Origin of the sequence: Bordetella genomosp. 8 (genome assembly GCF_002119685.1) — a bacterium.
GTDB lineage: Bacteria > Pseudomonadota > Gammaproteobacteria > Burkholderiales > Burkholderiaceae_B > Bordetella_C.
Genome location: NZ_CP021108.1, coordinates 1,904,632 through 1,927,403, shown reverse-complemented (window position 1 = coordinate 1,927,403; position 22,772 = coordinate 1,904,632). Strand labels below are relative to the sequence as shown.

The 22,772-nt window shown below is 66.9% G+C and carries 23 protein-coding genes; 5 read left to right on the top strand and 18 right to left on the bottom strand.

Going from position 1 to position 22,772, the window contains the following annotated elements:
* Positions 1–122: 122 nt before the first annotated feature.
* The 9 genes from uvrC to CAL12_RS08845 form a co-directional block, all read right to left on the bottom strand.
* The gene (gene uvrC, locus CAL12_RS08885) at positions 123–1,946 is read right to left on the bottom strand and encodes an excinuclease ABC subunit UvrC (RefSeq protein ID WP_086064156.1); all 1,824 of its coding nucleotides are present in this window, start codon (positions 1,944–1,946) and stop codon (positions 123–125) included.
* Positions 1,909–2,976 carry a beta-N-acetylhexosaminidase gene (gene nagZ / locus CAL12_RS08880; protein WP_086064155.1) on the bottom strand — a complete coding sequence of 356 codons (1,068 nt, stop codon included), beginning with the start codon at positions 2,974–2,976 and terminating at the stop codon, positions 1,909–1,911. The genes uvrC and nagZ overlap by 38 nt, the downstream gene beginning before the upstream one ends.
* A 157-nt stretch (positions 2,977–3,133) precedes the next feature.
* A complete protein-coding gene (gene acpS / locus CAL12_RS08875; protein WP_086064154.1) occupies positions 3,134–3,577 on the bottom strand; it encodes a holo-ACP synthase in 444 nt (147 codons plus the stop codon).
* Positions 3,577–4,314 carry a pyridoxine 5'-phosphate synthase gene (locus tag CAL12_RS08870; protein ID WP_086064153.1) on the bottom strand — a complete coding sequence of 246 codons (738 nt, stop codon included), beginning with the start codon at positions 4,312–4,314 and terminating at the stop codon, positions 3,577–3,579. Before CAL12_RS08870 ends, acpS begins: the two co-directional genes overlap by 1 nt.
* 152 nt (positions 4,315–4,466) lie before the next feature.
* The gene (locus CAL12_RS08865) at positions 4,467–4,769 is read right to left on the bottom strand and encodes a helix-turn-helix domain-containing protein (protein WP_232464846.1); all 303 of its coding nucleotides are present in this window, start codon (positions 4,767–4,769) and stop codon (positions 4,467–4,469) included.
* Between the two features lie 762 nt (positions 4,770–5,531).
* Entirely contained in the window at positions 5,532–6,647 is a 1,116-nt protein-coding gene (locus CAL12_RS08860; RefSeq protein ID WP_086064152.1) for a patatin-like phospholipase family protein, read from the bottom strand.
* Positions 6,648–6,651: 4 nt separating this feature from the next.
* Positions 6,652–7,446, bottom strand: coding sequence for an ABC transporter ATP-binding protein (locus CAL12_RS08855; protein ID WP_086064151.1), 795 nt, complete (start codon positions 7,444–7,446; stop codon positions 6,652–6,654).
* Between the two features lies 1 nt (position 7,447).
* Positions 7,448–8,338 carry an ABC transporter permease gene (locus tag CAL12_RS08850; protein WP_086064150.1) on the bottom strand — a complete coding sequence of 297 codons (891 nt, stop codon included), beginning with the start codon at positions 8,336–8,338 and terminating at the stop codon, positions 7,448–7,450.
* 15 nt (positions 8,339–8,353) lie between these two features.
* Positions 8,354–9,343 (bottom strand): ABC transporter substrate-binding protein, encoded by a 990-nt coding sequence (locus tag CAL12_RS08845; protein WP_086064149.1) that lies wholly within the window; start codon positions 9,341–9,343, stop codon positions 8,354–8,356.
* Between the two features lie 269 nt (positions 9,344–9,612).
* Here CAL12_RS08845 and CAL12_RS08840 point away from each other — a divergent pair, with 269 nt between their 5' ends.
* Positions 9,613–10,569, top strand: a complete 957-nt coding sequence (locus tag CAL12_RS08840; protein WP_086064148.1) for an aldo/keto reductase — start codon at positions 9,613–9,615, stop codon at positions 10,567–10,569.
* Between the two features lie 113 nt (positions 10,570–10,682).
* Here CAL12_RS08840 and CAL12_RS08835 read toward each other — a convergent pair whose 3' ends face one another.
* From CAL12_RS08835 to CAL12_RS08800, 8 genes are all read right to left on the bottom strand, one after another.
* Positions 10,683–11,657, bottom strand: a complete 975-nt coding sequence (locus CAL12_RS08835) for a Bug family tripartite tricarboxylate transporter substrate binding protein (RefSeq protein WP_086064147.1) — start codon at positions 11,655–11,657, stop codon at positions 10,683–10,685.
* A gap of 224 nt (positions 11,658–11,881) precedes the next feature.
* On the bottom strand, positions 11,882–13,423 hold the full coding sequence (locus tag CAL12_RS08830) for a malonate--CoA ligase (protein WP_086064146.1): 1,542 nt from the start codon (positions 13,421–13,423) through the stop codon (positions 11,882–11,884).
* Positions 13,424–13,428: 5 nt separating this feature from the next.
* Entirely contained in the window at positions 13,429–14,256 is an 828-nt protein-coding gene (locus CAL12_RS08825) for an enoyl-CoA hydratase/isomerase family protein (protein ID WP_086064145.1), read from the bottom strand.
* 41 nt (positions 14,257–14,297) lie between these two features.
* On the bottom strand, positions 14,298–15,641 hold the full coding sequence (locus tag CAL12_RS08820; protein WP_198298409.1) for a malonyl-CoA decarboxylase domain-containing protein: 1,344 nt from the start codon (positions 15,639–15,641) through the stop codon (positions 14,298–14,300).
* Complete coding sequence (locus CAL12_RS08815) at positions 15,589–16,398, bottom strand: GntR family transcriptional regulator (protein WP_232464748.1); 810 nt, start codon at positions 16,396–16,398, stop codon at positions 15,589–15,591. Before CAL12_RS08815 ends, CAL12_RS08820 begins: the two co-directional genes overlap by 53 nt.
* A 141-nt stretch (positions 16,399–16,539) precedes the next feature.
* Positions 16,540–17,310 carry a spermidine synthase gene (locus tag CAL12_RS08810; RefSeq protein WP_086064144.1) on the bottom strand — a complete coding sequence of 257 codons (771 nt, stop codon included), beginning with the start codon at positions 17,308–17,310 and terminating at the stop codon, positions 16,540–16,542.
* Positions 17,311–17,318: 8 nt separating this feature from the next.
* Positions 17,319–18,500 carry an acetyl-CoA C-acyltransferase family protein gene (locus CAL12_RS08805; RefSeq protein WP_086064143.1) on the bottom strand — a complete coding sequence of 394 codons (1,182 nt, stop codon included), beginning with the start codon at positions 18,498–18,500 and terminating at the stop codon, positions 17,319–17,321.
* A 71-nt stretch (positions 18,501–18,571) separates the two neighbouring features.
* A complete protein-coding gene (locus tag CAL12_RS08800) occupies positions 18,572–18,946 on the bottom strand; it encodes a tautomerase family protein (protein ID WP_086064142.1) in 375 nt (124 codons plus the stop codon).
* On the opposite strand from CAL12_RS08800, the gene CAL12_RS28030 reads away from it, so the two are divergent.
* Positions 18,945–19,085 carry a hypothetical protein gene (locus CAL12_RS28030; RefSeq protein ID WP_157792924.1) on the top strand — a complete coding sequence of 47 codons (141 nt, stop codon included), beginning with the start codon at positions 18,945–18,947 and terminating at the stop codon, positions 19,083–19,085. The genes CAL12_RS08800 and CAL12_RS28030 overlap by 2 nt on opposite strands.
* Positions 19,086–19,153: 68 nt before the next feature.
* Here CAL12_RS28030 and CAL12_RS08795 read toward each other — a convergent pair whose 3' ends face one another.
* Entirely contained in the window at positions 19,154–20,419 is a 1,266-nt protein-coding gene (locus CAL12_RS08795) for a class I SAM-dependent methyltransferase (RefSeq protein WP_086064141.1), read from the bottom strand.
* A gap of 182 nt (positions 20,420–20,601) precedes the next feature.
* On the opposite strand from CAL12_RS08795, the gene CAL12_RS08790 reads away from it, so the two are divergent.
* The 3 genes from CAL12_RS08790 (at position 20,602) to rpmG (ending at position 22,564) form a co-directional block, all read left to right on the top strand.
* On the top strand, positions 20,602–21,777 hold the full coding sequence (locus CAL12_RS08790) for a multidrug effflux MFS transporter (protein WP_086067762.1): 1,176 nt from the start codon (positions 20,602–20,604) through the stop codon (positions 21,775–21,777).
* A 344-nt stretch (positions 21,778–22,121) separates the two neighbouring features.
* Positions 22,122–22,358, top strand: a complete 237-nt coding sequence (gene rpmB, locus CAL12_RS08785; RefSeq protein WP_086064140.1) for a 50S ribosomal protein L28 — start codon at positions 22,122–22,124, stop codon at positions 22,356–22,358.
* Positions 22,359–22,393: 35 nt separating this feature from the next.
* Positions 22,394–22,564, top strand: coding sequence for a 50S ribosomal protein L33 (gene rpmG / locus CAL12_RS08780; RefSeq protein ID WP_066346920.1), 171 nt, complete (start codon positions 22,394–22,396; stop codon positions 22,562–22,564).
* The last annotated feature ends 208 nt before the right edge of the window (positions 22,565–22,772 follow it).

The window sequence follows — 22,772 nt, the reverse complement described above, 5'->3', positions numbered from 1 at the left end:
GGCGTATGCTACAACAGCCCCGCACAACCCGGCTGTCATCTTCCGGACGAGCGGGCCGGACGCCGTGACCAGGTGCGGCCGGCGAGGCGCGGCCGGCGAGGCGCGGCCGGCCGGGTCCATCGCTAATGCAGCGCGTCGTAGATACGCTCGGCCAGTTCCTGGGAAATGCCGTCCACCGACGCCAGATCCTCGATGCTGGCCCGCGATACCCCGGAAAACCCGCCGAAACGCGCCAGCAGGCGCTGGCGCCGCCGCGCGCCGACGCCTTCGATTTCCTCCAGCCGCGATACGTTGCGGGCCTTGGCGCGCCGTGCCCGCATGCCGGTGATGGCGAAACGGTGGGCTTCGTCGCGGATCTGCGCGATCAGCATCAGCGCCGCCGATTCCGGTCCCAGGGCCACCGGCGCGCGCTCGTCGGGGAAGACCAGCGTTTCCAGGCCCACCTTGCGGCCCTCTCCCTTGGCCACGCCGACCAGCACGTGCACGTCCAGGCCCAGCTCGGCGAAAACCTGGCGGGCGACTTCCACCTGGCCCTTGCCGCCATCGATGAGCACCAGCCCCGGCAGCGGGGCTTCGCCGTCGGCGACCTTGGCGAAGCGGCGCGTCAGGACCTGCCGCATGGCTGCGTAATCGTCACCCGGGGTGATGCCGGCGATGTTGTAGCGCCGGTACAGCGACGGCTGCATTTCGTGGTGCTCGAACACCACGCAGGATGCCTGCGTCGCTTCCCCCGCCGTGTGGCTGATGTCGAAGCATTCGATGCGCAGTCCGTCCAGCGCGGCCTCGTCGGTATCCATGTCCAACGTTTCGGCCAGCGCCAGCGTGCGTGCGGCGCGCGCGCCGGATTCGGTCAGCGCCCGCGCCAGGGCCATTTCGGCGTTGCGGGTGGCCTGCTCCAGCCAGGAGCGGCGCACGCCCTGCGGCCGCGTCAGCACGCGGCTGCGCGTGCCAGCCTGTTCCGCCAGCAGCGCGAGCAGCTCGTCGTCCGGCAAGGGATGCGAACACACCATGACCGGCGGCAGCGGATTGTCCGTGTAGTGCTGGCCGACGAAGGCTTCCAGCACGTCGGGCGCCGACTCGCCTTCGGCATGAGTGGGAAAAAAAGGCTTGTCGCCAAGATGGCGGCCGCCGCGCACCATGGCCAGGTTCACGCAGACCCGGCCGCCAGCCGCGGCCACGGCGATGATGTCGCAGTCCTCGCCGCCCATGTCCTCCATGGTCTGCTGGTGCAGCACGCGCGCCAGCGATCCCATCTGGTCGCGCAGCGCCGCGGCCGTCTCGAACTCAAGGGCTTCGGAAGCGCGCAGCATGCGGGCCTCGATGTCCTGCATGACTTCCTTCGCCTGGCCGTTCAGGAAACGGCCGGCGCGCGCGACGTCGTTGGCATAGTCCTCGGCCTGTACCGCGCCCACGCAGGGCGCCGAACAGCGGCCGATCTGGTGCAGCAGGCAAGGCCGCGAGCGGTTGGCGAATACCGTGTCCTCGCAGGTGCGCAGCCGGAAGACCTTCTGCAGGATCTGGATGGTTTCGCGCACCGCCCAGGCATTGGGAAACGGCCCGAAGAACTGGCCGGGCTTGTTGGTCGATCCGCGGTAGTACGCGATACGCGGCCAGTCATGCGCGGTGATGAGCAGGTAAGGATAGGACTTGTCGTCGCGGAACAGGATGTTGTATCGCGGACGCAGGCTCTTGATCAGGTTGTTTTCCAGGATCAAGGCCTCGGCCTCGGACCGCGTGACGGTGACTTCCACCTGCGCGACCTTGCCCACCATCTGCGCGATGCGCGGGCTGGTCAGGGTCTTCTGGAAATAGGAAGACACGCGCTTCTTGAGGTCGCGCGCCTTGCCCACATACATGACTTCGCCATTCGCATCGATGTGCCGGTACACGCCCGGCAGATGCGGCAGGTCAGCCAGAAACGATTTGAGATTGAAGGCTTCGGGCATGCTGGTAACGGCGGTCGGCCTGGAGATCATCCCAGGCCACGGATGGGGTGCGCGGCATCAGGCGGCGTATGCGTTCGACGGATTGCGGGTCGGATTCGTGGCGCAGGCGATCCAGCAAGTCGTCGGCCATATCGGGCCGATTGCATACCAGCACCATGTCGCAGCCGGCCCCCAGGGCGGCGTTGGCGCGGGCCAGGATATCGCCCGCCACCGACGCCCCTTCCATGGTCAGGTCATCGGAAAACACCACGCCATCGTAGCCCATGCGGGCACGCAGGATATCCTGGATCCAGCGTCGTGAAAAACCGGCCGGCTTGTCGTCCACCTTGGGATAGATCACATGGGCCGGCATGACCGAAGGCAGCACCAGATCGCCCAGCCAGCCATAGGGTGCGGAATCCTCGCGCAGCACGCGCTCCAGGCTGCGCGGATCGACGGGAATTTCGTGGTGCGAATCGGCGCTGACGAAGCCGTGCCCCGGGAAATGCTTGCCGCACGCGGCCATGCCCGCCAGGCCTAGCCCCTGGATGAGGGCGCGCGCCAGCATGGCGACCACGCGCGCATCGCGATGGAAAGCGCGATCGCCGATCACTTTGCTGACGCCGTAGTCCAGGTCCAGCACCGGCGTGAAGCTGAGGTCCACCCCGCAGGCGCGCAGCTCCGCCGCCAGCACGTAGCCGGTTTCCGTGGCCAGGCGCATCGCCAGCAAGGGATCGGTGTCCCATACGCGGCCCAGGCCGCGCATCGCCGGCAAGGGCGTGAAGCCATCGGAACGGAAACGCTGCACGCGGCCGCCTTCATGATCCACCGCGATCAGCAGCGGTTCGTCGCGCACCTTGCGGATGCGGGCGGTCAGTTCGCAGAGGGTCTGCCGGTCCTGGAAGTTGCGCGCGAACAGGATGACGCCGCCCACCAGGGGATGGCGCAAGCGCTTTTTTTCTTCCTTGGTCAGCACGGGACCGGCCACGTCGACCATGACGGGGCCGGGCGGCTGCGAATCTTTCCTGGATTTTTTCTTTTCACGTGGCATGGGGATCTCTGATCTGGGTCCGGCGCGGCGCGCCGGCTTCATGGGCGAAATGCCGCCCTGTGTGTCCTTCCGCGACCGCGGGTTCGATGGGCTTGCGTGGCGCCATTCGACGGCTTTGACGGCTTCGACGCCGTCGATGGCACCGACGGCGGCGTGCTCACGCGGTCCGCCGTTCGACGATCACATAAGCGGCGGCCATGTCGGTCTCATCGGTCAGCGATACGTGGGCGGCGCCGAAGCGGGGCTCGTACCAGGCCTGCAACTCCGGCGACAGTACCAGGACGGGACGCCCGCCGGGCGCGTTCAGCGTCTGTACGCGCCGCCATGTCATGGGCATGCGCATGCCCAGTCCTATGGCCTTGGAAAAGGCTTCCTTGACCGCGAATCGGGTGGTCAGGAAGCGCACGCCGCGGCGCGGATCGCGTGCGCGCCGCGCATGGAATTTGGCCAGTTCCTGTTCGCCCAGCACCTTTTCGGCGAAACGGTCGCCGTGGCGCCGCAGCGCCCGCTCGATGCGATCGATGCGTATCAGGTCCAGGCCTATGCCGGCGATGGCCGGCATGGCGCCCGCCGGGCTGGCAATGGGATGTGCCGGGTGCATCAGCGGATATCCGGTGCCACGCGCGCCCGCACCATCAGCGCCTTCATGTCGCGCACGGCTTTTTCCCAACCGTCGAACACCGCGCGCGCCACGATGGCATGGCCGATATTCAGTTCCGCGATGCCATCCAGCGCGGCAATCGGCTGGACGTTGCCGTAGTGCAGCCCGTGCCCGGCATTGACCTGCAGCCCATGGCGCAGCCCTTCGGCCACGGCGCGCCGGATGCGCGCCAGTTCGGCCTGGGCGGCATCGCCATCGGCCTCGGCGTAGGCGCCGGTGTGCAGCTCGACGACGCGCGCCCCGCTGCGGGCGGCGGCGGCGATCTGCGCGGCGTCGGGATCGATGAACAGGGACACCCGGATGCCGGCATCGTGCAGCTGCGACACGGCGCCGGTGACGGCAGCCAGGCCGCCGACGACATCCAGGCCGCCTTCCGTGGTCAGTTCCGCGCGCTTTTCAGGCACCAGGCAGACGTCCTGCGGGCGTACATCGCAGGCGATGTCCAGCATTTCGCGAGTGACCGCGCATTCCAGGTTCATCCGGGTACGCAGCAGCGGCCGCAGGCGACGGACGTCGTCGTCCTGGATATGGCGCCGATCCTCGCGCAGATGCAGGGTGATTACGTCGGCGCCAGCGTCTTCGGCGCGCAGGGCCGCTTCGATGGGGTCGGGATAATCGGTGTGCCGTTGCTGGCGCAGCGTGGCTACGTGGTCGATATTTACGCCTAGGTCTATCATCGCGTCGCGTGTCGTCTGGGTTCCGGCGCACCGCCCATCGATACAGGGCAGCCGGAACGGAACAGGACAATATTATCGCGCCGCGCGGCCGGCCACGCCTGACCACACCCGGCCCTACCCCGCCACAGCCGTCCACACCAGCCCACACCCACCTATTCCTGCGTAGCCAGTTCTCCCACGAACACATAGCCCATGCCATGGACCGTATGCAAGGGCAGCCTTTCGCCGCTTTCCTGGACCTTCTTGCGCAGGCGGCTGATCGCCACGTTCACCGAACGCAGATTGGTGGCGGTCATGAATTCGCTCATGGCGGCGCGGGAAAGCTCGCGCTTGGGATTGTCCAGCAGGCAGATGAAGCAGGCCCGCTCCGTGCCCGTCAGGTGGATGCGCTTGCCGGCGGGCGTCACCAGCACCCAGCCCTGGTAAAGCACGCGCCAGGGCTCGCGGGCGGGCATGTTGCGCGGGATCCCCGCTGCCGGCGCGCCCGCTGCCGCGCCGCCCTGCATGGCCATGCCGCGCAAGGCATAACCCGCGGTACGGCTGCCCGGCGCCGATCCCAGCAGGCCTGCGATATCGGTGGATCCGACCAGCCCCACGGCGTTCGGGGTCGGCGCGGCCCGGACGGCGGGATGGGCGGCGGGCGTTGACGCGGGATGCACCGGCGGCCTGGCCGCGGGCGCGCCCGCTGTCCCCGCCGATCGCCGCCGCTGGCGCATCGCCCGGCGCGCCTGGGCACGCAGCAACGCGGCGAGTTCGTTCGCCTCGTAGCGCCGGTCCAGGCACATGTGGGCGCCTGCCTGCAACGCGTTCAGGCGGGTCTGCTGGGCTGCGTCGGGCGCCTGCAGCAGGATGCCGGCGCCGTAATGCGCGCTCAGGCGCGGCAGCACGGCATCCACCACCTGGCTGACCGGCGCGCTCGCCCCGACCAGCACCAGGTCCGGATCGCGCAGATCCAGCCACTGGAAAAGGCCGGCGGCGTCACGGCAGCCATGAACGTGAAAACCCAGCCGGGCGAGCAGATGGACGGTCCGATTGCGGGTATCGTCGTCCGGCTCCCACAAGGCCAGGGAAAGCGGCGTATCTTCAGTCTGGGTGCACGATTCCATGACATTCCACAAGATTGCGAAGGATGATCGAGGTGCAGCGAAAGCTACCACCTTGATTTCCTTGCGTTTCCGATGCGGATGCCAATTAGGACGGATCCTCGGCACGGACGCTCACACGTTGTCTGGACGATGGACGTCGTGCGTGACGAAATGTTCGCCTTCCGGCGGTAGGTCCAGCACGCCAGGCAGCCCCAGCGTCGAGCGGACATCGGCCAGGCCGGACGCCCAGTGATCGCGCATGGCTTCGGCGCCGAATTCGTAGTCCTTGGAATGGCGCTCGTAGTTCTTCGTGTCGTAGATCAGGTTGATCACGTTGATCGCCGGAATCTGCGCGTCGCGGCGGATCTCGGCCAGGTCGGGCGCGTTGCGCCGCTGAGGCGGCAGCATGGCCAGTACGCGCTGCAGGTCTTCGCGCAGCTTGATGTTGGATTTCAGGGTATCGGTGACCAGGCGCGTACGGCTGGAGTACTGGATGTCCTTGCGGCGCTCTTCGACTTCATCCATGTTCGCGGGGAGCGGGCCGCGCGCCGGCCAGAGATCGACCTGGAAGACCAGCGTGTCGCGCATCGGACTGCCCGTCAGCACGTAGTACAGCGGCGTGTTCGATACCAGGCCGCCGTCCCAGTAGTATTCGCCGTCGATTTCCACCGGCGGAAACCCCGGCGGCAAGGCCCCGGACGCCATGACATGATGCGGCGTCAGCTCGCACTGCGTGCTATCGAAGTAGGAAAAATTGCCGGTGCGCACGTTCACCGCGCCGAAGCTGGCGCGTACGGTTCCTTTGTTCAGCAGGCCGAAATCGACATAGGTGCGCAGCGTCTCCAGCAGCGGCGACGTGTCGTAATAGCTGGTGGCGGCGATGCCCTGCTGGAAGAACGGCGGCGGCACGCGCGGCTTGAAGAATCCCGGTTGGCCATGCAACAGCGCCGAGGCCGCCGCCAGCCGGCCGTTCATCCATGCCCCCCACGGCAGGTTTTCGTAACCGTAGGAACGGCAGATGGTTTCCCAGAAGCCGCGCAGGCGCTCCACGCGCTCGCCTTCGGGCGAACCGGCGATGATGGCGGCATTAATGGCGCCGATGGAGATCCCCGACACCCAATCGGGCCGCAGGCCATCGTCGTGCAGGCCTTCGTACACGCCGGCCTGGTAGGAACCCAGCGCCCCGCCGCCCTGCAGCACCAACGCCACCGTGCCGTATGCACATTTGTCGCGCCTGGACCGGACCATGGCGTCAGCCCAGCAGCAAGGCGTCGTCGGCCAGCTTTTCGCCCCGCACCCGCTCGAACATGGCGAGCAGGTCGGAGACGCTCAGTCCCTTGCGCTCTTCGCCGGAGACGTCGAGCACCACCTGGCCCTGGTGCAGCATGACGGTGCGATCGCCGACTTCCAGGGCCTGCCGCATGCTGTGCGTCACCATCAGCGTGGTCAACCGGTTTTCGGCGACGATGCGCGCGGTCAGGCCGAGCACGAAGTCGGCGGTGCGCGGATCGAGCGCCGCCGTGTGTTCGTCCAGCAGCAGCAGGCGCGAAGGCCGCAGGGCGGCCATCAGCAGGCTGACGGCCTGGCGCTGGCCGCCCGACAGCAGCCCGATGCGGTCGCCCAGGCGGTTTTCCAAGCCCAGCCCCAGGGTGGCGAGCCGTTCGCGGAACCCGCCGCGCATGGCGGCCTTGACGGCGTGCCGCAGCCCGCGGCGCGCGCCGCGGGCCTGCGCCAGCGCCATGTTTTCCTCTATGGTCAGGTCCTCGCAGGTGCCGGCCATGGGGTCCTGGAACACGCGGGCGACGTAATCGGCGCGGCCCCAGGACGGCTGGCGGGTCATGTCCCTGCCGTCGATTTCGATGCGGCCGCTGTCCACCGCCTGGTCGCCCGACACCGCATTCAGGAACGTCGACTTGCCGGCGCCGTTGGAGCCGATGACGGTGACGAACTGGCCGGTCGGGATATGCAGGGACAAGCCGCGCAGCGCGCGGGTTTCGATGGGCGTGCCGGGATTGAAGGTAATGTGCAGATCGTGGGCGGTCAGCATGTCAGGCCCCTTGTCCCGGACGCCGGCGCCGACGCAGGCGCGGGATCACCAGCGCGATCGTCACCAGCACCGCGGTCACCAGGTTCAGGTCCTGGGCCTGCAGGCCGATGAAATCGATGTTCAGCGCCAGGGTGACGAAGAAGCGGTAGACGATGGCACCCAGGATGACCGCCAGCGTCGCCAGCGCGATGCGGCGCGCCGGCAGCAGGCTTTCGCCGACGATGACCGCGGCCAGGCCGATCACGATGGTGCCCAGGCCCATGGAGATGTCCGCCCCGCCCTGCGCCTGCGCGAACAGGGCGCCGGCCAGCGCCACCAGCGCATTGGATAGTGCCATGCCACCCAGGACGAGCCGTCCGGTGTTGACGCCCTGGGCGCGCGCCATGCGCGGATTGGCGCCGGTCGCCCGCAACGCCAGCCCCAGCTCGGTGGAAAGAAACCAGTCCAGCAGCAGCTTGCAGGCGATCACCACCACCAGCAGGATCAGGGGCCGCGCCATGTAGTCGCTGAGCCACTTGGGCTGCAGCATGGTGTAGACGGTAGGTTCGGTGATCAGCGGCACGTTCGGCCGGCCCATCACGCGCAGGTTGATCGAGTACAAGGCGATCATGACCAGGATGCTGGCGAGCAGGTCCATGATGCGCAGCTTGATGTTCAGCCAGCCGGTCACCCAGCCTGCCAGCGCGCCCGCCATGATGGCGCACCCGGTCGCGGCGAAGGGATTGAAGCCCGCCGAGATCATGGTGGCCGCCACCGCGGCGCCCAGCGGGAAACTGCCATCGACCGTCAGGTCGGGAAAACGCAGCAGACGAAAGGAAATCAGGACGCCCAGGGCCACCAGGCTGAAGACCAGACCGATCTCCAGCGCGCCCAGCAAAGAGAAAAAAGACATCTTGGCGGCCGTGGCTTACTTGATGACCGTCGCAGCCGACTTGATCAGGGCTTCCGGCAAGGCGACGCCCTGGGCCTGGGCAGCGGCCGGATTCAAGGTGAGCTGCACCTTGTTGACCGTGGCCGACGCGATCGCGCCCGGTTTTTCACCCTTCAGGATGCGTGCCACGATGTCGCCGACCTGCTGGCCCAGCTGGTAGTAATCGACGCCTTGCGCGGCGATCGCCCCGCGCTTGACACTGTCGTTGTCCGCCGCGATCAGCGGGATCTTGGCGTCGGTGCCCACCTTGACCAGCGACTCGTAGGCGGACACGACGTTGTTGTCCGTGCTGGTGTAGATGACGTCCACCTTGCCGATCAGGCTGCGCGCGGCGGCGGCGACGTCCACGGTGCGCGGCGCGGCGGCTTCGACCAGGCTCATGCCGGCCTTGGGCAGGAGTTCCTGCATCTGCTTGACGACGACCACGGAATTGGCTTCGCCAGGGTTGTAGACGATGCCCACGCGCTTGGCGTTGGGCACGATCTTGCGGATCAGGTCGATCTGCCGGTCCAGTTCCAGCGCGTCGGAAACGCCGGTGACATTGGTGCCAGAGGGCCCCATCGACGGTACCAGCTGTGCCGCCACGGGATCGGTGACCGCGGCGTAGACGACCGGGATATCCTTGGTGGCCGCCACCACGGCCTGCGCCGCCGGCGTGGCGATGGCGACGATGGCATCGGGACGATCGCCGACGAACTTGCGGGCGATCTGCGCAGCGGTGCCGGTATTGCCTTGCGCGCTCTGGTATTGCCATTTCAGGTTCTTGCTGGCGTCGTAGCCTTTCGCCTTGAGCGCGTCCTTGACGCCATCGCGCACGGCATCCAGCGCGGGATGCTCGACGATGGCCATGACGGCCACCGACTTCTGCCCGGCGGGGGCGGATAGCGCGGCTCCGCCGGAGTGCAGCGCGGCAGCCAGCCCCAACGCGCCGGCAATCGCGAATGCGGCGGATTTTGTCTTAGACATATAAGCAGGCTCCTCGACCTTGGAATGCGCCTGGGACGGGCCGCCCGTGGCGGGCTGCGAGTACTGCCCGTCCCCTAAAAGTGCATAGTCTAACTTGGCGTAGTGGACCGCCACGCGGGGGAAATCCCTGAACTTTTCGGTAAGTACGTCGCGCCGCCATTCGGCCGATATACTTGGCCGAAAGAACCATATCGACAAGAAGAAATTTCTGACGCCTCGCCGGGCATTTGTCTGGCAAGCAATACAACCTTCGAGAGAGCGACCTGACCATGCAACAACGTCAACTTGGCCGTTCCGGCCTGACCGTCCCGCCGCTGGCGTTCGGCGGCAATGTCTTCGGCTGGACCGTCGGCGAAGCGGAGGCCTTTTCCCTGCTGGACGCCATGGTCGACGCCGGCTTGAATTTCATCGACACCGCCGACGTCTATTCCCGCTGGGCGCCCGGCAACCGCGGCGGGGAATCCGAGGTCATCATCGGCAAGTGGCTGGCCAAGTCGGGCAAGCGGGACAAAGTGATCATCGCCACCAAGGTGGGCATGGAAATGGGCCCCAAGGCGAAAGGCCTGTCGCCGGCGTATATCGCGCGCGCCGTGGAAGACTCGCTGGCACGGCTGCAGACGGACTATATCGATCTCTACCAATCGCATCGCGACGATCCCGATACGCCGCTGACGGACACCCTGGCGGCGTACGGCAAGCTGCGCGACCAGGGCAAGATACGCGCCATCGGCGCTTCCAACTACACCGCGGTGCGGCTGTCCGAGGCCCTGCTGTTCAGCGAACGCAATGGCCTGCCGCGCTATGAATCCATTCAGCCCGAATACAACATGTATTCGCGCGAACCCTATGAAAGCGCACTGCAGGCGGTGGTGACGGCGCAGGGGCTGGGCACGATCAACTACTACGCGCTGGCCAGCGGCTTCCTGTCCGGCAAGTACCGCACGGCGGCCGATGCCGGCAAGAGCGTGCGCGGCAAGAAGATCGTCGAGACGTATCTGAACGATCGCGGCATCCGTATCCTGGACGCGCTGGACAAGGCGGCGGAAGCGACCGGCGCCACGCCCGCCCAGGTGGCGCTGGCCTGGACCATCGCGCAGCCCGGCATCGCCGCCCCCATCGCCAGCGCGACGTCGCTGGCGCAGCTGGACGATCTGGTCAAGGCCGCCTATCTGACGCTGCCGCCGGAGATCATGCGCAGCCTGGACGAGGCCAGTGCATGGCGCTGAAGGGCTGATCGGCGCACGGCCGACGGGCCGTGCGCCGATGGCCTGAGGCCTTCGGCCCGACGCCCGCCGGCCCCTGGCGCCGGCGGCGGGCGCCGCCCGCCAGCAGCGGCGATCTACTCCAGCGTAACTCCGGAGTCCTTCACCACCTTGCCCCAGCGCGCCACTTCGGCATCGACGAATTTGCCGAATTCCGGCCCCGTCAGGTCCGGCGTCGCCGATCCGTTGGACGCCCACTGTTCTTTCAGCTTGGGCGTGTTCAAGGCGATGGTGACCTCGCGGATCATGCGGTCGACGGCCGGGCGCGGCGTACCGGCCGGCGCCCATAGCGCGTACCAGGTGGACACCTCGTAATTCATGACGCCGGACTCGGCCGCGGTCGGGATATCGGGAAAAAACGGCGAACGCTGCGCCGCCGCCACCGCCAGCGGCTTGATGCTGCCCGCGCGGATGTGCCCCGACGACGATCCCAGGCCGTCGAACGCCATTTCCACTTGCCCCCCGATCAGCGCCGACAGCATGGGCCCGGCGCCCTGGTAAGGCACGTCGACCAGCTTGATCCCGGTCTGCATCGCGAACAGCTCGCCCGCCAGGTGGTGGGTACTGCCCTTGCCGGCCGTGCCGTAGTTGATCTGGCCGGGCCGCTCCTTGGCGTAGGCGATGAAGGCCTGCAAGGTCTTGACGGGCAGCTTGGATGCATTGATGACGACCACCTGGGGCGGCTGCGCCAGCAGGGCCACGGGGATGAAATCCTTCTGGATGTCGTAGCTGAGCTGCTTGTACAGCGCCGGCGCCACCGCGTGGTGCGCGCCGCCCATGAAGAAGGTATAGCCATCGGGACGCGCCTTGGCCGCGACGGCGGCGCCCACGGTGCCCCCCGCCCCGCCCTTGTTGTCGATGACGACCGTCTGGCCCAGCTGCGCGCGCAGCTGTTCCGCCAGGGGCCGGGCGAACGTGTCGGTGCCGCCGCCCGCGGGAAACGGGACGATGATGGTGACGGGACGTTCCGGCCAATCGGCCGATGCCGGGTTTGCCAGGGTGAGTGCGAGCAAAGCGGCGCCCAGCGCCGCGAACCTGGTACGGTAAGCCATGTTGTTCTCCTCCGGGTGCTGCGTAGGATGGGTTAGTGCCCATCGATCGATGCGGCGCGCCATGTGGGGCGCCGCTGTTTATGAATCCTTACGCGCGTCGCTACGGGTATCGTGGTGGGATGGGGGTGTGTCCTCCAGGCTGGTCTGTCGATGATCGGGCCGCGGCCTGCGTGGCTTACGTGATTACGTGATTACTTGATTACGTGATTACCTGATTACGTAATCTACAACTGGCCGAACGTATCGCGCAGGACGTTCTTCTGCACCTTCCCCATGGTGTTGCGCGGCAGCTGTTCCGTCACGTGCACGCGCTTGGGCACCTTGAAGTTGGCGATACGGCCCTTGAGCTCGTTCTGGATCGCCGCGGGATCCAGCGCCGCGCCCGCGCGCGGCACGACGATGGCGACCACGGCTTCGCCGAAATCGGGATGCGGCACGCCGATGACGGCCGATTCCTCCACCCCCGGCATGTCGTCGATGACCGACTCGATCTCCTTGGGATAGACGTTGAAGCCGCCCGAAATGATCAGGTCCTTGCTGCGACCGACGATGCTCAGATAGTCGACGGGAATGGGATGGCCATTCGTCTCGCCACCCCAGCGGCCGACGTCGCCGGTTTTGAACCAGCCTTCCTCGGCGAACTCCTCGCGGGTTTTTTCCGGCATGCGCCAATAGCCGGAAAACACGTTCGGGCCGCGCACCTGCACATTGCCGATCTCGCCGGGCGGCAGCTTCCTGCCGTTGTCGTCCACCACGCGGACTTCCACGCCAGGCAGCGCCTTGCCCACCGTGCCGCCGATGCGCGCGCCTTCCACCGCGTCGTAGGGATTGGAGGTCAGCATGACGGTCTCGCTCATGCCATAACGCTCCAGGATCGTATGGCCGGTGCGCTCCTGGAAGGCGCCGAAGGTCTCCGTGAGCAGCGGCGCCGAACCGGAAATGAACAGGCGCATGCGCGCGCACACCTCGCGATCGAAACGCGGATCCGCCAGCAGCCGCACGTAGTACGTGGGCACACCCATCATGACGGTGCTTTCAGGCAGATAGCGCAGCGCCTGGTCCAGGTCCAGCTTGGGCAGCCAGATCATGCGGGCGCCCGCCAGCAGCGCGCCGTGGGACGCCACGAACAGGCCATGCACATGGAAGATGGGCAGCATGTGCAGCAGCACGTCGTCGGCGCGCCAACCCCAATAGCTGTTCAAAACCCGTGCGTTGGACGCCAGGTTGCCATGCGACAGCATGGCGCCCTTGCTGCGGCCCGTGGTGCCCGACGTGTACAGGATGGCGGCCAGATCGTCCGCCTGCCGCGTCACGGTCTTGAAGGTCTGGGGAAGCTTGCCGGCCGCGTCCAGCAGCGTGCCGGTGCGATCGTCGTCCAGCGTGTATACGTGCGCGACGCCGCACTTGTCCGCCAGCCGCTGTATCCAGGGCAGGTTGGCCGAGGCGCACACGACGACCGACGGCTCGGCGTTGCCGAGGAAGTAATCGATCTCCGATTCACGATACGCGGTGTTCAAGGGCAGATACACCAGGCCGGCGCGCAGGGTGGCCAGGTAGAGCAACAGCGCTTCCGGGGACTTCTCCACCTGTACCGCCACCCGGGCATCCCTGGGCAGGTGCAAGGACTTCAACAGGTTGGCCAGGCAGGCGCTGGCCCTGTCGATGTCGTCCCAGGTGTAGCGCAGGGTCGGCGTTTCGATCGCGACCTTGCTGCGATCCTGCGGAAAACCCGTTTCGAGTACCGCGTACAGATTGGCGTTGCTCACTCTCTTCAGTCTCCAGTGAATATCGGTGCTTCGCCGGCCAGAAAGGCGCGCACGCCCTCCCGGTGGTCGCGGCTTTCGGCATAGGAAAAAAATCGTTCGTATTCTTCGTCGTCGAGCGCTTCGGCGCGGGCCAGGCGCGTCGCCATGCCCTTGTTCAGGCGGGCTGCCAGCGGCGCGCCCGCCTGGATGCGGTCCACGCAACGCCGCACCTCGCCGTCCAGGTCGGCATCGGGCACGACGCGGGTCAGCAGGCCCTTGGCGCAGGCTTCCGGCGCGTCCAGGATGCGCCCTTCCAACAACAATTCCATCGTGACGGCGCGTCCCGCGAGTTGCAGCAATCCGCGCATCTCGTCCGGCGCCATCGGAAACCCCAGGCGATTGATGGGAGCGCCCAGGCGCGCGGTACGCGCGGCTATGCGCAGATCGCACAGGCAGGCGATTTCCAGCCCCCCGCCCACGCACACGCCGTCGATGCGTGCGACGATGGGATGGAGGCAGGCCGCGATTGCCGCGAGCGCGGGGGCCAGTATGTCCCGGTGATAGCGCACCACGGCGGCCAGGTCGCCGCGTTCGCGCGGGAATTCGCGGATATCCGCGCCCGCGGCGAAATGCCCGCCATCGCCTTGCACGACGATGCAGCGCAACGTGGGATCGGCGGAAAGCTCGCCGAACAGGCGCGCCAGTTCGGCCCACATCGCGACGGTGATGGCGTTCATGCGTCCCGGGTGGGACAGGCAGACGCGGGCCACCGCGCCTTCGCGGCGGCACAACACCCGCCCCGCGGCCGGTGGCGCGGCGGATGATGATTCGAGCGGCGGTTCGGCGATCGCCATGTCCCCTGGTCCCCTGGGCGGTTTTATGCCAAAAGGCGTTTTTACCCCATGCGCGTGATGGAGCGGCTGACGGCCGGCTTGCCGGCGTTCAGCCGGCTCAGGTTGCCGTCGAGCTCGTCCAGCTCGTACAGGTAGTTGACCATCAAGGCGGCCGATTGCGCCAGCCCCTTGGGCGACCGGTCCGCACCCCAGTTGATGCGTTCGACGCGGGCGCCGTTGCCCAGGTGGAAACGGGCCACGGGATCCAGCGGGGCGCCGCTCTTCATGGATTGCAGGTAGGCCGCGACCAACTTCATCCCCGCGCGCCGCACGACCTCGTTGGCGCCACGCGCGGTGGCGGCCTTGCGCAGGCGCGCCAGCCAGCGGGCGCCGTCGGGCACGCCGCGGCGCGCGCGTTCGCGGCTTTTGTCGCGCACGATCTCTTCCACCTCGTCCGCGTTGAGCTTGCCCAGCCAATCGGCGAACCCCGGTATCGGCGACAAGGTGGCGAAGGATTTGAGCTTCGGCAGCTCCTCCAGCAACTGGTCGATCACTCGCTTGAGCAGGAAGTTGCCGAAGCTGATGCCGCGCAGGCCCGGCTGGGTATTCGAGATGGAATAGAAGATCGCCCAGCGCGCCTTGTCCAGGTTCTGCGGCGGCTGCGTCGTGTCCAGCAGCGTCTGTACGTCATCGGCCATCTGCGGCGCGAAGGCGACTTCCACGAAGATCAGTGGCACGTCGCGCATCTGCGGATGGAAGAAGGCATAGCAGCGGCGGTCCTCCGCGACGCGATGCTTGAGGTCGTCCCAGGACTGGATTTCGTGCACGGCCTCGTACACGATCAGTTTTTCCAGCAAGGACGCGGGGGAGTCCCAGGTCAGCCGCCGCAGCTCCAGCAGGCCGACGTCGAACCAGGCGGACAGCAGGCCTTCCAGCGTCTTGTCCAGCGCCTGCAGCCCCGCCACCTGCTTGCGCCAGCGCAGCATGTCGGCGCGCAGATCGACCAGAAAACGCAGGCCGTCCGGCTGGTTGTTGAAACGCCGGAACAGGCGACCGTTGGCCTCGTCGGGCTGTTCCTGCGCCGCGCCGGCCGTCGCCAGCAGACCCAGCATGGTCCGGCGCACCTTGCCGTCGGCGGCGGTATAGGCCTGGCACCAGGCATGCGCCAGCCGGTTCGCGGCGACGTCCGTCAGGCGTGGGCCGAACAGCGGCCGCAGCGCCGCCTGGTCGCGGAAGGGATCGCGCTCCCACAACTTGCCCAGGCGCGCCATCAGTCCAGCTTCGGCGGAGGGCTTGTCGAGATCCGCGTCGGCGGAAGGCGGCGCGACGGCAAGCTCGCGATGCGCCACGGTTTTAGCCGGCGAGCGCGTCGCGCGCGCGGGAACGAGCGGTTCGGGAACGGCCATGAACGGGCTCCTTGTCGGTGGGGGCGGCGGCCACGCCGGGCGTCGCCTGGTCGGATGGGGATTGCGCGGGGGCATCGGCCGCGCCCTGCTCCAGGGCATGCAGGGCGTCGAGCTGCCGCAGCAGGTGCTTGCGCGCCACGGCTTCCGCACGTTCCGGATCGTGGTCTCGGATGGCCGCCAGGATGGCCATGTGCTCGGCGCAGGACTCGTCCATGCGGCCGGGCAGCGTCAGGCTTTTATGGCGCGACAGGCTCAACACCTTGCGCAGATTGCCGATGGTGTCGGACAGCCAGCGATTGTCGGCCAGGGCCTGGATGGCCTCATGGATGACGTAGTTGGCTTCGTAATAGGCGTCGATGCGTCCGGCCGCCGCGTGGTCGCGCAGCGCGTCGTGCAGGGCGGACAGGCGGCGGACGTCTTCCGGCGCGGCCTTGCGCGCGGCTTCGTAGGCGCAGCGGCCTTCCAGCATCGCCATCAGGGGAAAGATGTCGTCCAGGTCGCGCATGGACAGCTCGTTGACGAAACAGCCTCGGCGCGGCTCCAGGCGTACCAGGCCTTCGCTGGCCAGCAGCTTGAGCGCCTCGCGCAGCGGCGTGCGCGATATGCCCAACTGGGCCGCGACCCGCAGTTCGTCCACCCATGCGCCAGCCCCCAGCGCGCGCGAACGGATCATTTCGCGCAGGCGTTCCGCGGCTTCCAGGTACATGGCCTGGCGGACGATGGGTTGCGGCGTTCCTGGAGCGGTATCGAAATCCATGGCGATATCCGGACCTGCGAAGGACGGTGCGGCGGGGGCCAGGCAATGCGGCAACGCCCCACATAATTCATAATTATGGTTGGCTTATTCTTGCAGTTGCCAGGCCGGTCCGCAAGCCCTCTTTTGGCAAAACGAGCGCGCTCAGTAGACGAGCCGGCCCTCGCGCGCCTGCCCCGCGAGCGCGCGGGCCCAGCGGCGCGCCGGCAGGCCATAGGCCGCTTCGACCACCGCGGCGCGATCCAGCAGCGCTTCGACGGGAATATCGATGGGCGGCCCGGAAAACGCCAGCACGATGCGATTCCCCGCATCGATCTCCGGCAACAGCGCCAGCCTGCCATCGAAGGCCGAGTACAGGTTTTCGATGTTGCGCGGAAAGCTTTCGTGCTCGCCGAACAGGTTGACCGCCAGCACGCCGGTGTCTCCCAGCACGCGCCGGCAATCGCGATAAAAGCGCACGGAATCGCGCACCGGACCGCGCGCATGCGCGTCGTACAGGTCGACCATCAGAATCGGGCAGCGGCCGGCATGCTCGGGCTCGGTCACCCATGCGCCGGCGTCCGCTTCCTCCACCGTGAGGCGCGGCGGCCCCGGCAAGCGGAAGAAGGCGTGGCAGATCGCCGTCACGCGAGGATTCCATTCCACCGCCACCACGCTGCTACGGGTGCGTTTCACGCAGAAGCGCGCCAACGACCCCGCGCCCAGGCCCAGCAGCCCGATGGCGCCGTCCTTGGGCGGCTCCATGAACAGCAGCCAGGCCATCATCTGCGCGGTGTATTCCAGCACCAGTTCGGCCGGGTCCGCGATGCGCATCGCCCCCTGGATCCAGGGACTGTCGAAGTGCAGGTAACGGACGCCGTCCGACTCGGAAAGCGTGGGGATATCCTGGGCGGACGACGCGGGACGTGGCGGCATGGAGTCCTTCAGATACGCTCGAAAATCGCGGCGATGCCCTGCCCGCCGCCGATGCACATGGTGACCAGCGCATAGCGGCCCCGCACGCGTTGCAGTTCGTACAGGGCCTTGATGGTGATGATGGCCCCGGTCGCGCCGATGGGATGCCCCAGCGCGATACCGCTGCCGTTGGGGTTCACCTTGGCCGGATCCAGGCCCAGTTGACGCGTCACGGCGCAGGCCTGCGCGGCGAAGGCTTCGTTCGATTCGATGACGTCCAGTTGATCGACCGTCAGGCCGGCGCGCTTCAGCGCGGCCTGCGACGCCGGCACGGGACCGATGCCCATGTAGGCAGGGTCCACGCCCGCATGGCCATACGCCACCAGCCGGGCCAGCGGCTGCACGCCACGCTTGCCGGCGACGTCTGCGCTCATCAGGACCACGGCCGCCGCGCCATCGTTGATGCCGCTTGCATTGCCGGCGGTGACCGTGCCGTTTTCCTTCTGGAACACCGGCTTGAGCTTGCCCATCGTATCGACGGCGACGTCGCGCCGCACGTGTTCGTCGACCTCGAAGGTCACATCGCCCTTGCGGGTCTTGATGACCACCGGAACGATCTGCTCCTTGAAGTAGCCGGCGTCGATGGCGGCGGCCGCGCGGCGGTGCGACTCGACCGCAAGCGCATCCTGGTCGGCGCGGCTGATCTCGTACTTGGCGGCGACGTTCTCGGCGGTGACGCCCATGTGGATGCGCTGGAAGGGATCCGTCAGCGCGCCCACCATCATGTCGAGCATCGTGGCGTCGCCCATGCGCGAGCCCCAGCGCTGCGCTGGCGCGATATACGGACCGCGGCTCATGTTTTCCGCGCCCGCGCCGACGGCGATATCGGTATCGCCCAGCATCACCGACTGCGCGGCGGACACGATGGCCTGCAGGCCGGAGCCGCACAGGCGGTTGACGTTGAAGGCAGGCGTTTCCTTGGCGATGCCCGCGTTCAGGGCGGCCACGCGCGACAGGTACATATCGCGCGGTTCGGTATTGATGACGTGGCCCACGGCGACGTGGCCTACTTCGGCGCCATCGACGCCCGCTCGCGCCAGCGCCTCGCGGATCGCCGTGCTGGCCAGGTCGATGGGCGGCACATCCTTGAGCGCGCCGCCGAAGGTGCCCACCGCGGTACGCGCGCCGGCGGCAATGATGACTTCTTTCATGATGGCTCTCCTGTAAACGCTGGTCTCCGGCAACGCCGCATGCGCAGCCGCGGTACCCGTACTGCGACGCCCTAGCGGCCCGCCGCCTTGGCGCTGACGCCGTTGGCCATGCCCATATCGGTATTCGGTATGTCGTCCATCAGCACGCGCACGTCGTCTCCCGACACGCCCAGCGATTCGCACGCGGCGCGGTTCAAGGCCTGGTACAGCGCGCTCTTCTGGTCTTCCGTGCGGCCGTTGATCAGGTGCACGTGATACACCACCGACTGCTTGCCGACCTGGCCGCCGACGATGATGTGCTCGGGCGCGATCTCGTGCAGCATGATGCGTACGCTGCGCAGCGGCGCGCCCAGGCTGTCGACGACCGCCTGCGTGGCCGATTCCAGAAGCGACGACTTCCGGTCGGCCGACCAGCCGGACAGGATATGGACATGGAGAATGGGCATGGGATTCCGCGATGTCGATATGGAAGAAAAACTGGAAGAAAAACGCCGCCCGTGGGCGGCGCTCCGTGATGGCGCGGGCCGCAAGGGCGGCGCGACGGACGCACTACGCTATGGTAATACGGTTGTGCGCGGCGGTTAGCGCGGAGGCCAGCCGGCGAGCCGGCCAGGCGCGCAGACGCTACGGCTCGGGTCGGGCGCGCGATGCGTTCAGGCCGGAGTACCCGCGTACATGTAATCGCGGCGCCAGGGATAGGCCAGATCGGCCGGATGATCGAGCTCATCGGCACGACCGGTAGCCAATCTTTGGCCCAATACCTGATGCAGGGCAATCCAGCCATGCTCGAACGCCATGGCGCAGCCCGCCAGGTACAGGCGATAGGCGCGCAGCGACTTCGCGCCCTGCTCGCCGGTCAGGATGCGGCTGGCGGCGTCCAGCTGCGCCTCCAGGCTGTCGCTCCATGCCCACAGGGTGCGCGCATAGTGCGGACGCAGATTCTCGACGTCCGTCGCTTCCAGTCCGCCCTCGGCCATTGCCGCCAGCACATTGCTGATGTGGGTCAGCTCGCCGCCGGGGAAAATGTACTTTTCGATGAAGTCGCCCATGCCGCTGCCCAACTGGGCGTTATGGACGCCACCGGCGGTGATGCCGTGATTCATGATCAGGCCGCCGGGCCGTACCAGGCGGCGCAGCTTGGCGAAGTATTCGGGCAACTGCGCGCGGCCGACGTGCTCGAACATGCCCACGGAAGAGACCTTGTCGTAGGGCTTGCTCTCGTCGAGCTTGCGGTAATCCAGGAGTTCCATGCGCACGCGGCCCTGCAGGCCTTTTTCCTGGATCAGCCGATTCACGTGCGCATGCTGGTTCCGCGACAGGGTAATACCCGTGGCGTCGACGCCGTAGTTTTCGGCTGCCCACAGCAGCAGGCCGCCCCAACCGGCGCCCACGTCCAGGTAACGCTCGCCCGCCTGCAGGCGCAGCTTGCGGCAGATATGGTCCAGCTTGGCTTCCTGCGCCTGCGCCAGCGTCATGTCCGGCGTGCGGTAGTAGGCGCAGGAATAAACGCGGCGCGGATCCTGCCACAGCGCGTAGAAATCTTCGGAAAGGTCGTAATGGAACTCGATCTGCTTGGCATCGCGTTCGATGGAATGGCGCTGCACCGACACCATGCGGCGCATCAGGGCCTGCAGCCAGGTCGTGCGCTCGGCTTGCACCGGCGAATTCGGCAGCAATTCGGCGGCCGCCCGCATCACGTCGTGCATATTGCCCTGTATGTCCACCAGGCCTTCCACGTAGTCCTGGGCCAGGATGCCGACTTCGCCCGCCGCCAAGTGCGCCAGCGCCGTCTTGCTGTGCGCGACGAACCTGACCTTGGGGTTCGACGCACCGACTTTGGTGCCGTCCGGCATTTCCAGTTGAACCGGGATCGAAACGGATTCCAGTTTGCGACCCACCGCAGACAACACAGGATTCACGACAGTCAACCTCGCAAGAAATAACCTGCGGACTTTATCGGAATTTGTTTCCGATTTGAACCGCAACTCCACATGTTACATTTTCGGGACGAATAGCCCTTCCACACCTCCGCCATTCAGGCGAACGTAAATAAATGTCCTCTTCCCCGCCCTCGCGCGGCCTGCCCGGATGGTTGCTCCTGATGGGCGCGCTGACGGCCATCGGACCGTTCTCCATCGACCTTTACCTGCCCGCTTTTCCCGCCATCGCGGCGGGATTGAATGTCGGCCAGGGCGACGTGGAACGCACCATGGCGGCATACCTGGTCGGCCTGTCGGCGGCACAGATTTTCTATGGGCCGCTGGCGGACCGGTATGGACGCAAGCCGCCGCTGCTCGTGGGCCTTTCGCTGTACATCATCGCTTCCCTGGGCTGCGCGCTGGCCGTCGACATAGAAAGCCTGACGGCGTGGCGCGCGGTGCAGGCGCTGGGCGGCGCGGCCGGCGTCGTGATTCCACGCGCGGTGATCCGCGACCATTACGAAACGCAGGAGGCGGCGCGAGCGCTGTCGCTACTGATGCTGATCATGGGCCTGGCGCCCATCCTGGCGCCGCTGGTGGGCGGGCAGTTGCTGCTGCTGACGGGCTGGCGTGGCATCTTCGGGCTGATGCTGACCGCGGGCGTCGCGCTGATGGTAGCCATGCTGTTCAACATGAAGGAGTCGCTGCCGCCCGAGCGGGTGGTGCGGTTGCACTGGCGCACCATCGCGCGCAATTATGGCCAACTGCTGGCGCATCGCAAGTTCATGGCGCACAGCCTGGCGGGCGGGCTAGGACAGGCCGGCATGTTCGCCTACATCATCGGCTCGCCGCGCGTCTTCATCGAACTGTACAGCGTCGATCCGCAGCACTACGGCCTGCTGTTCGGCCTGAACGCCATCGGCCTGATCGGCGGAGCGCAAATCAGCGCGCGCCTGCTGCGGCGGCTGACGCCGCAGACCCTGCAGCGCCGCGCCCTGGTAACGCTGGCCCTGGCCAGCCTGGCGGGCGCGGGCCTGACCCTGGCTGGCTGGATGACGCTGCCGCTGCTGATGGTCTGCCTGATCGGCTACATGACCAGCCAGGGCTTCGTGAATCCGAATTCCGCGGCGCTGGCGCTGGCCGAACAGGGCAAGCGGCTGGGCGCGGCGTCGGCGCTGCTGGGTACCCTGCAGCTGTCCTGCGGCGCCCTGGCCGGCCTGTGCGTGAGCCTGTGGCAGGATGACACGCCCCTGCCGCTGACCGGCGTCCTGGCCGCATGCGCCTGCCTATCCTGGCTGGCCGGACGTGTCGCCCGCACGGGGCCGGCCCTCGCCACGCCCTCTGGCACGGGGGCTTGATGCCCGGCGCTTTTTCGTAGTAGAATCGCTGGCTTACGAATTTACCCGTGTCGCTACTATGCTTTGTAGCCGGCACTTCCACCCCGCGGACGCGTAGCAGCGGTATATGGCGCATGCTTGGCAGATAGCCTGGCAATAATGCCGATACCGCGACGGACAGGGGCGGCGGGCACAAGCACTCGGGCCGGTCTTGCAGCTTTGCAGTCTCTGCTGTATCCAATGGCCCGACATCCTTGAAATACGGGATGGCCGGCAACCCTGCACAGGCTACACAAAGGGCACCGGCGGCTAAGCTCCCGTCTCCAGCCATACGCGGCAAGCATTGAATTTACTGAGGTGCATTTATGGCACGCGTATGCCAAGTGACGGGCAAGCGCCCGATGGTGGGCAACAACGTTTCCCACGCCAACAACAAGACCAAGCGCCGCTTCCTGCCCAATCTGCAGTCGCGTCGTTTCTTCGTCGAAAGCGAAAACCGCTGGATCACGCTGCGCGTCAGCACCAAGGCGCTGCGCACGATCGATAAGAAGGGCATCGACGCCGTTCTCGCCGAACTGCGCGCCCGCGGCGAATCGATCTAAGCCATCCCCGCCCCCAGACTACCCAGGAGTACGACATGGCAGCCAAAGGCAACCGCGAAAAGATCAAGCTCGAGTCGACCGCCGGCACGGGACATTTCTACACCACCACCAAGAACAAGCGCACGATGCCGGAAAAGATGCTGATCAAGAAATTTGATCCGGTCGCGCGCAAGCACGTGGACTACAAGGAAACCAAGCTCAAGTAATCGAGCCTCCGGGACGCTCGCGCCTACCGCCCCGCCGCTCTCGCGACGATCAGCGAACATGCGAACGACACCGGGTTTCCACGCGAAGAAGCCGACAGCGATGTCGGCTTTTTTTCGTTGGTCCGGCGCGCCATGGCGCAGGCCACCGGCCACCGGATCCGATGCAGCCGCATCCGCGCGGGCGATCCTGTGCCGGCTGTTGCTGGCA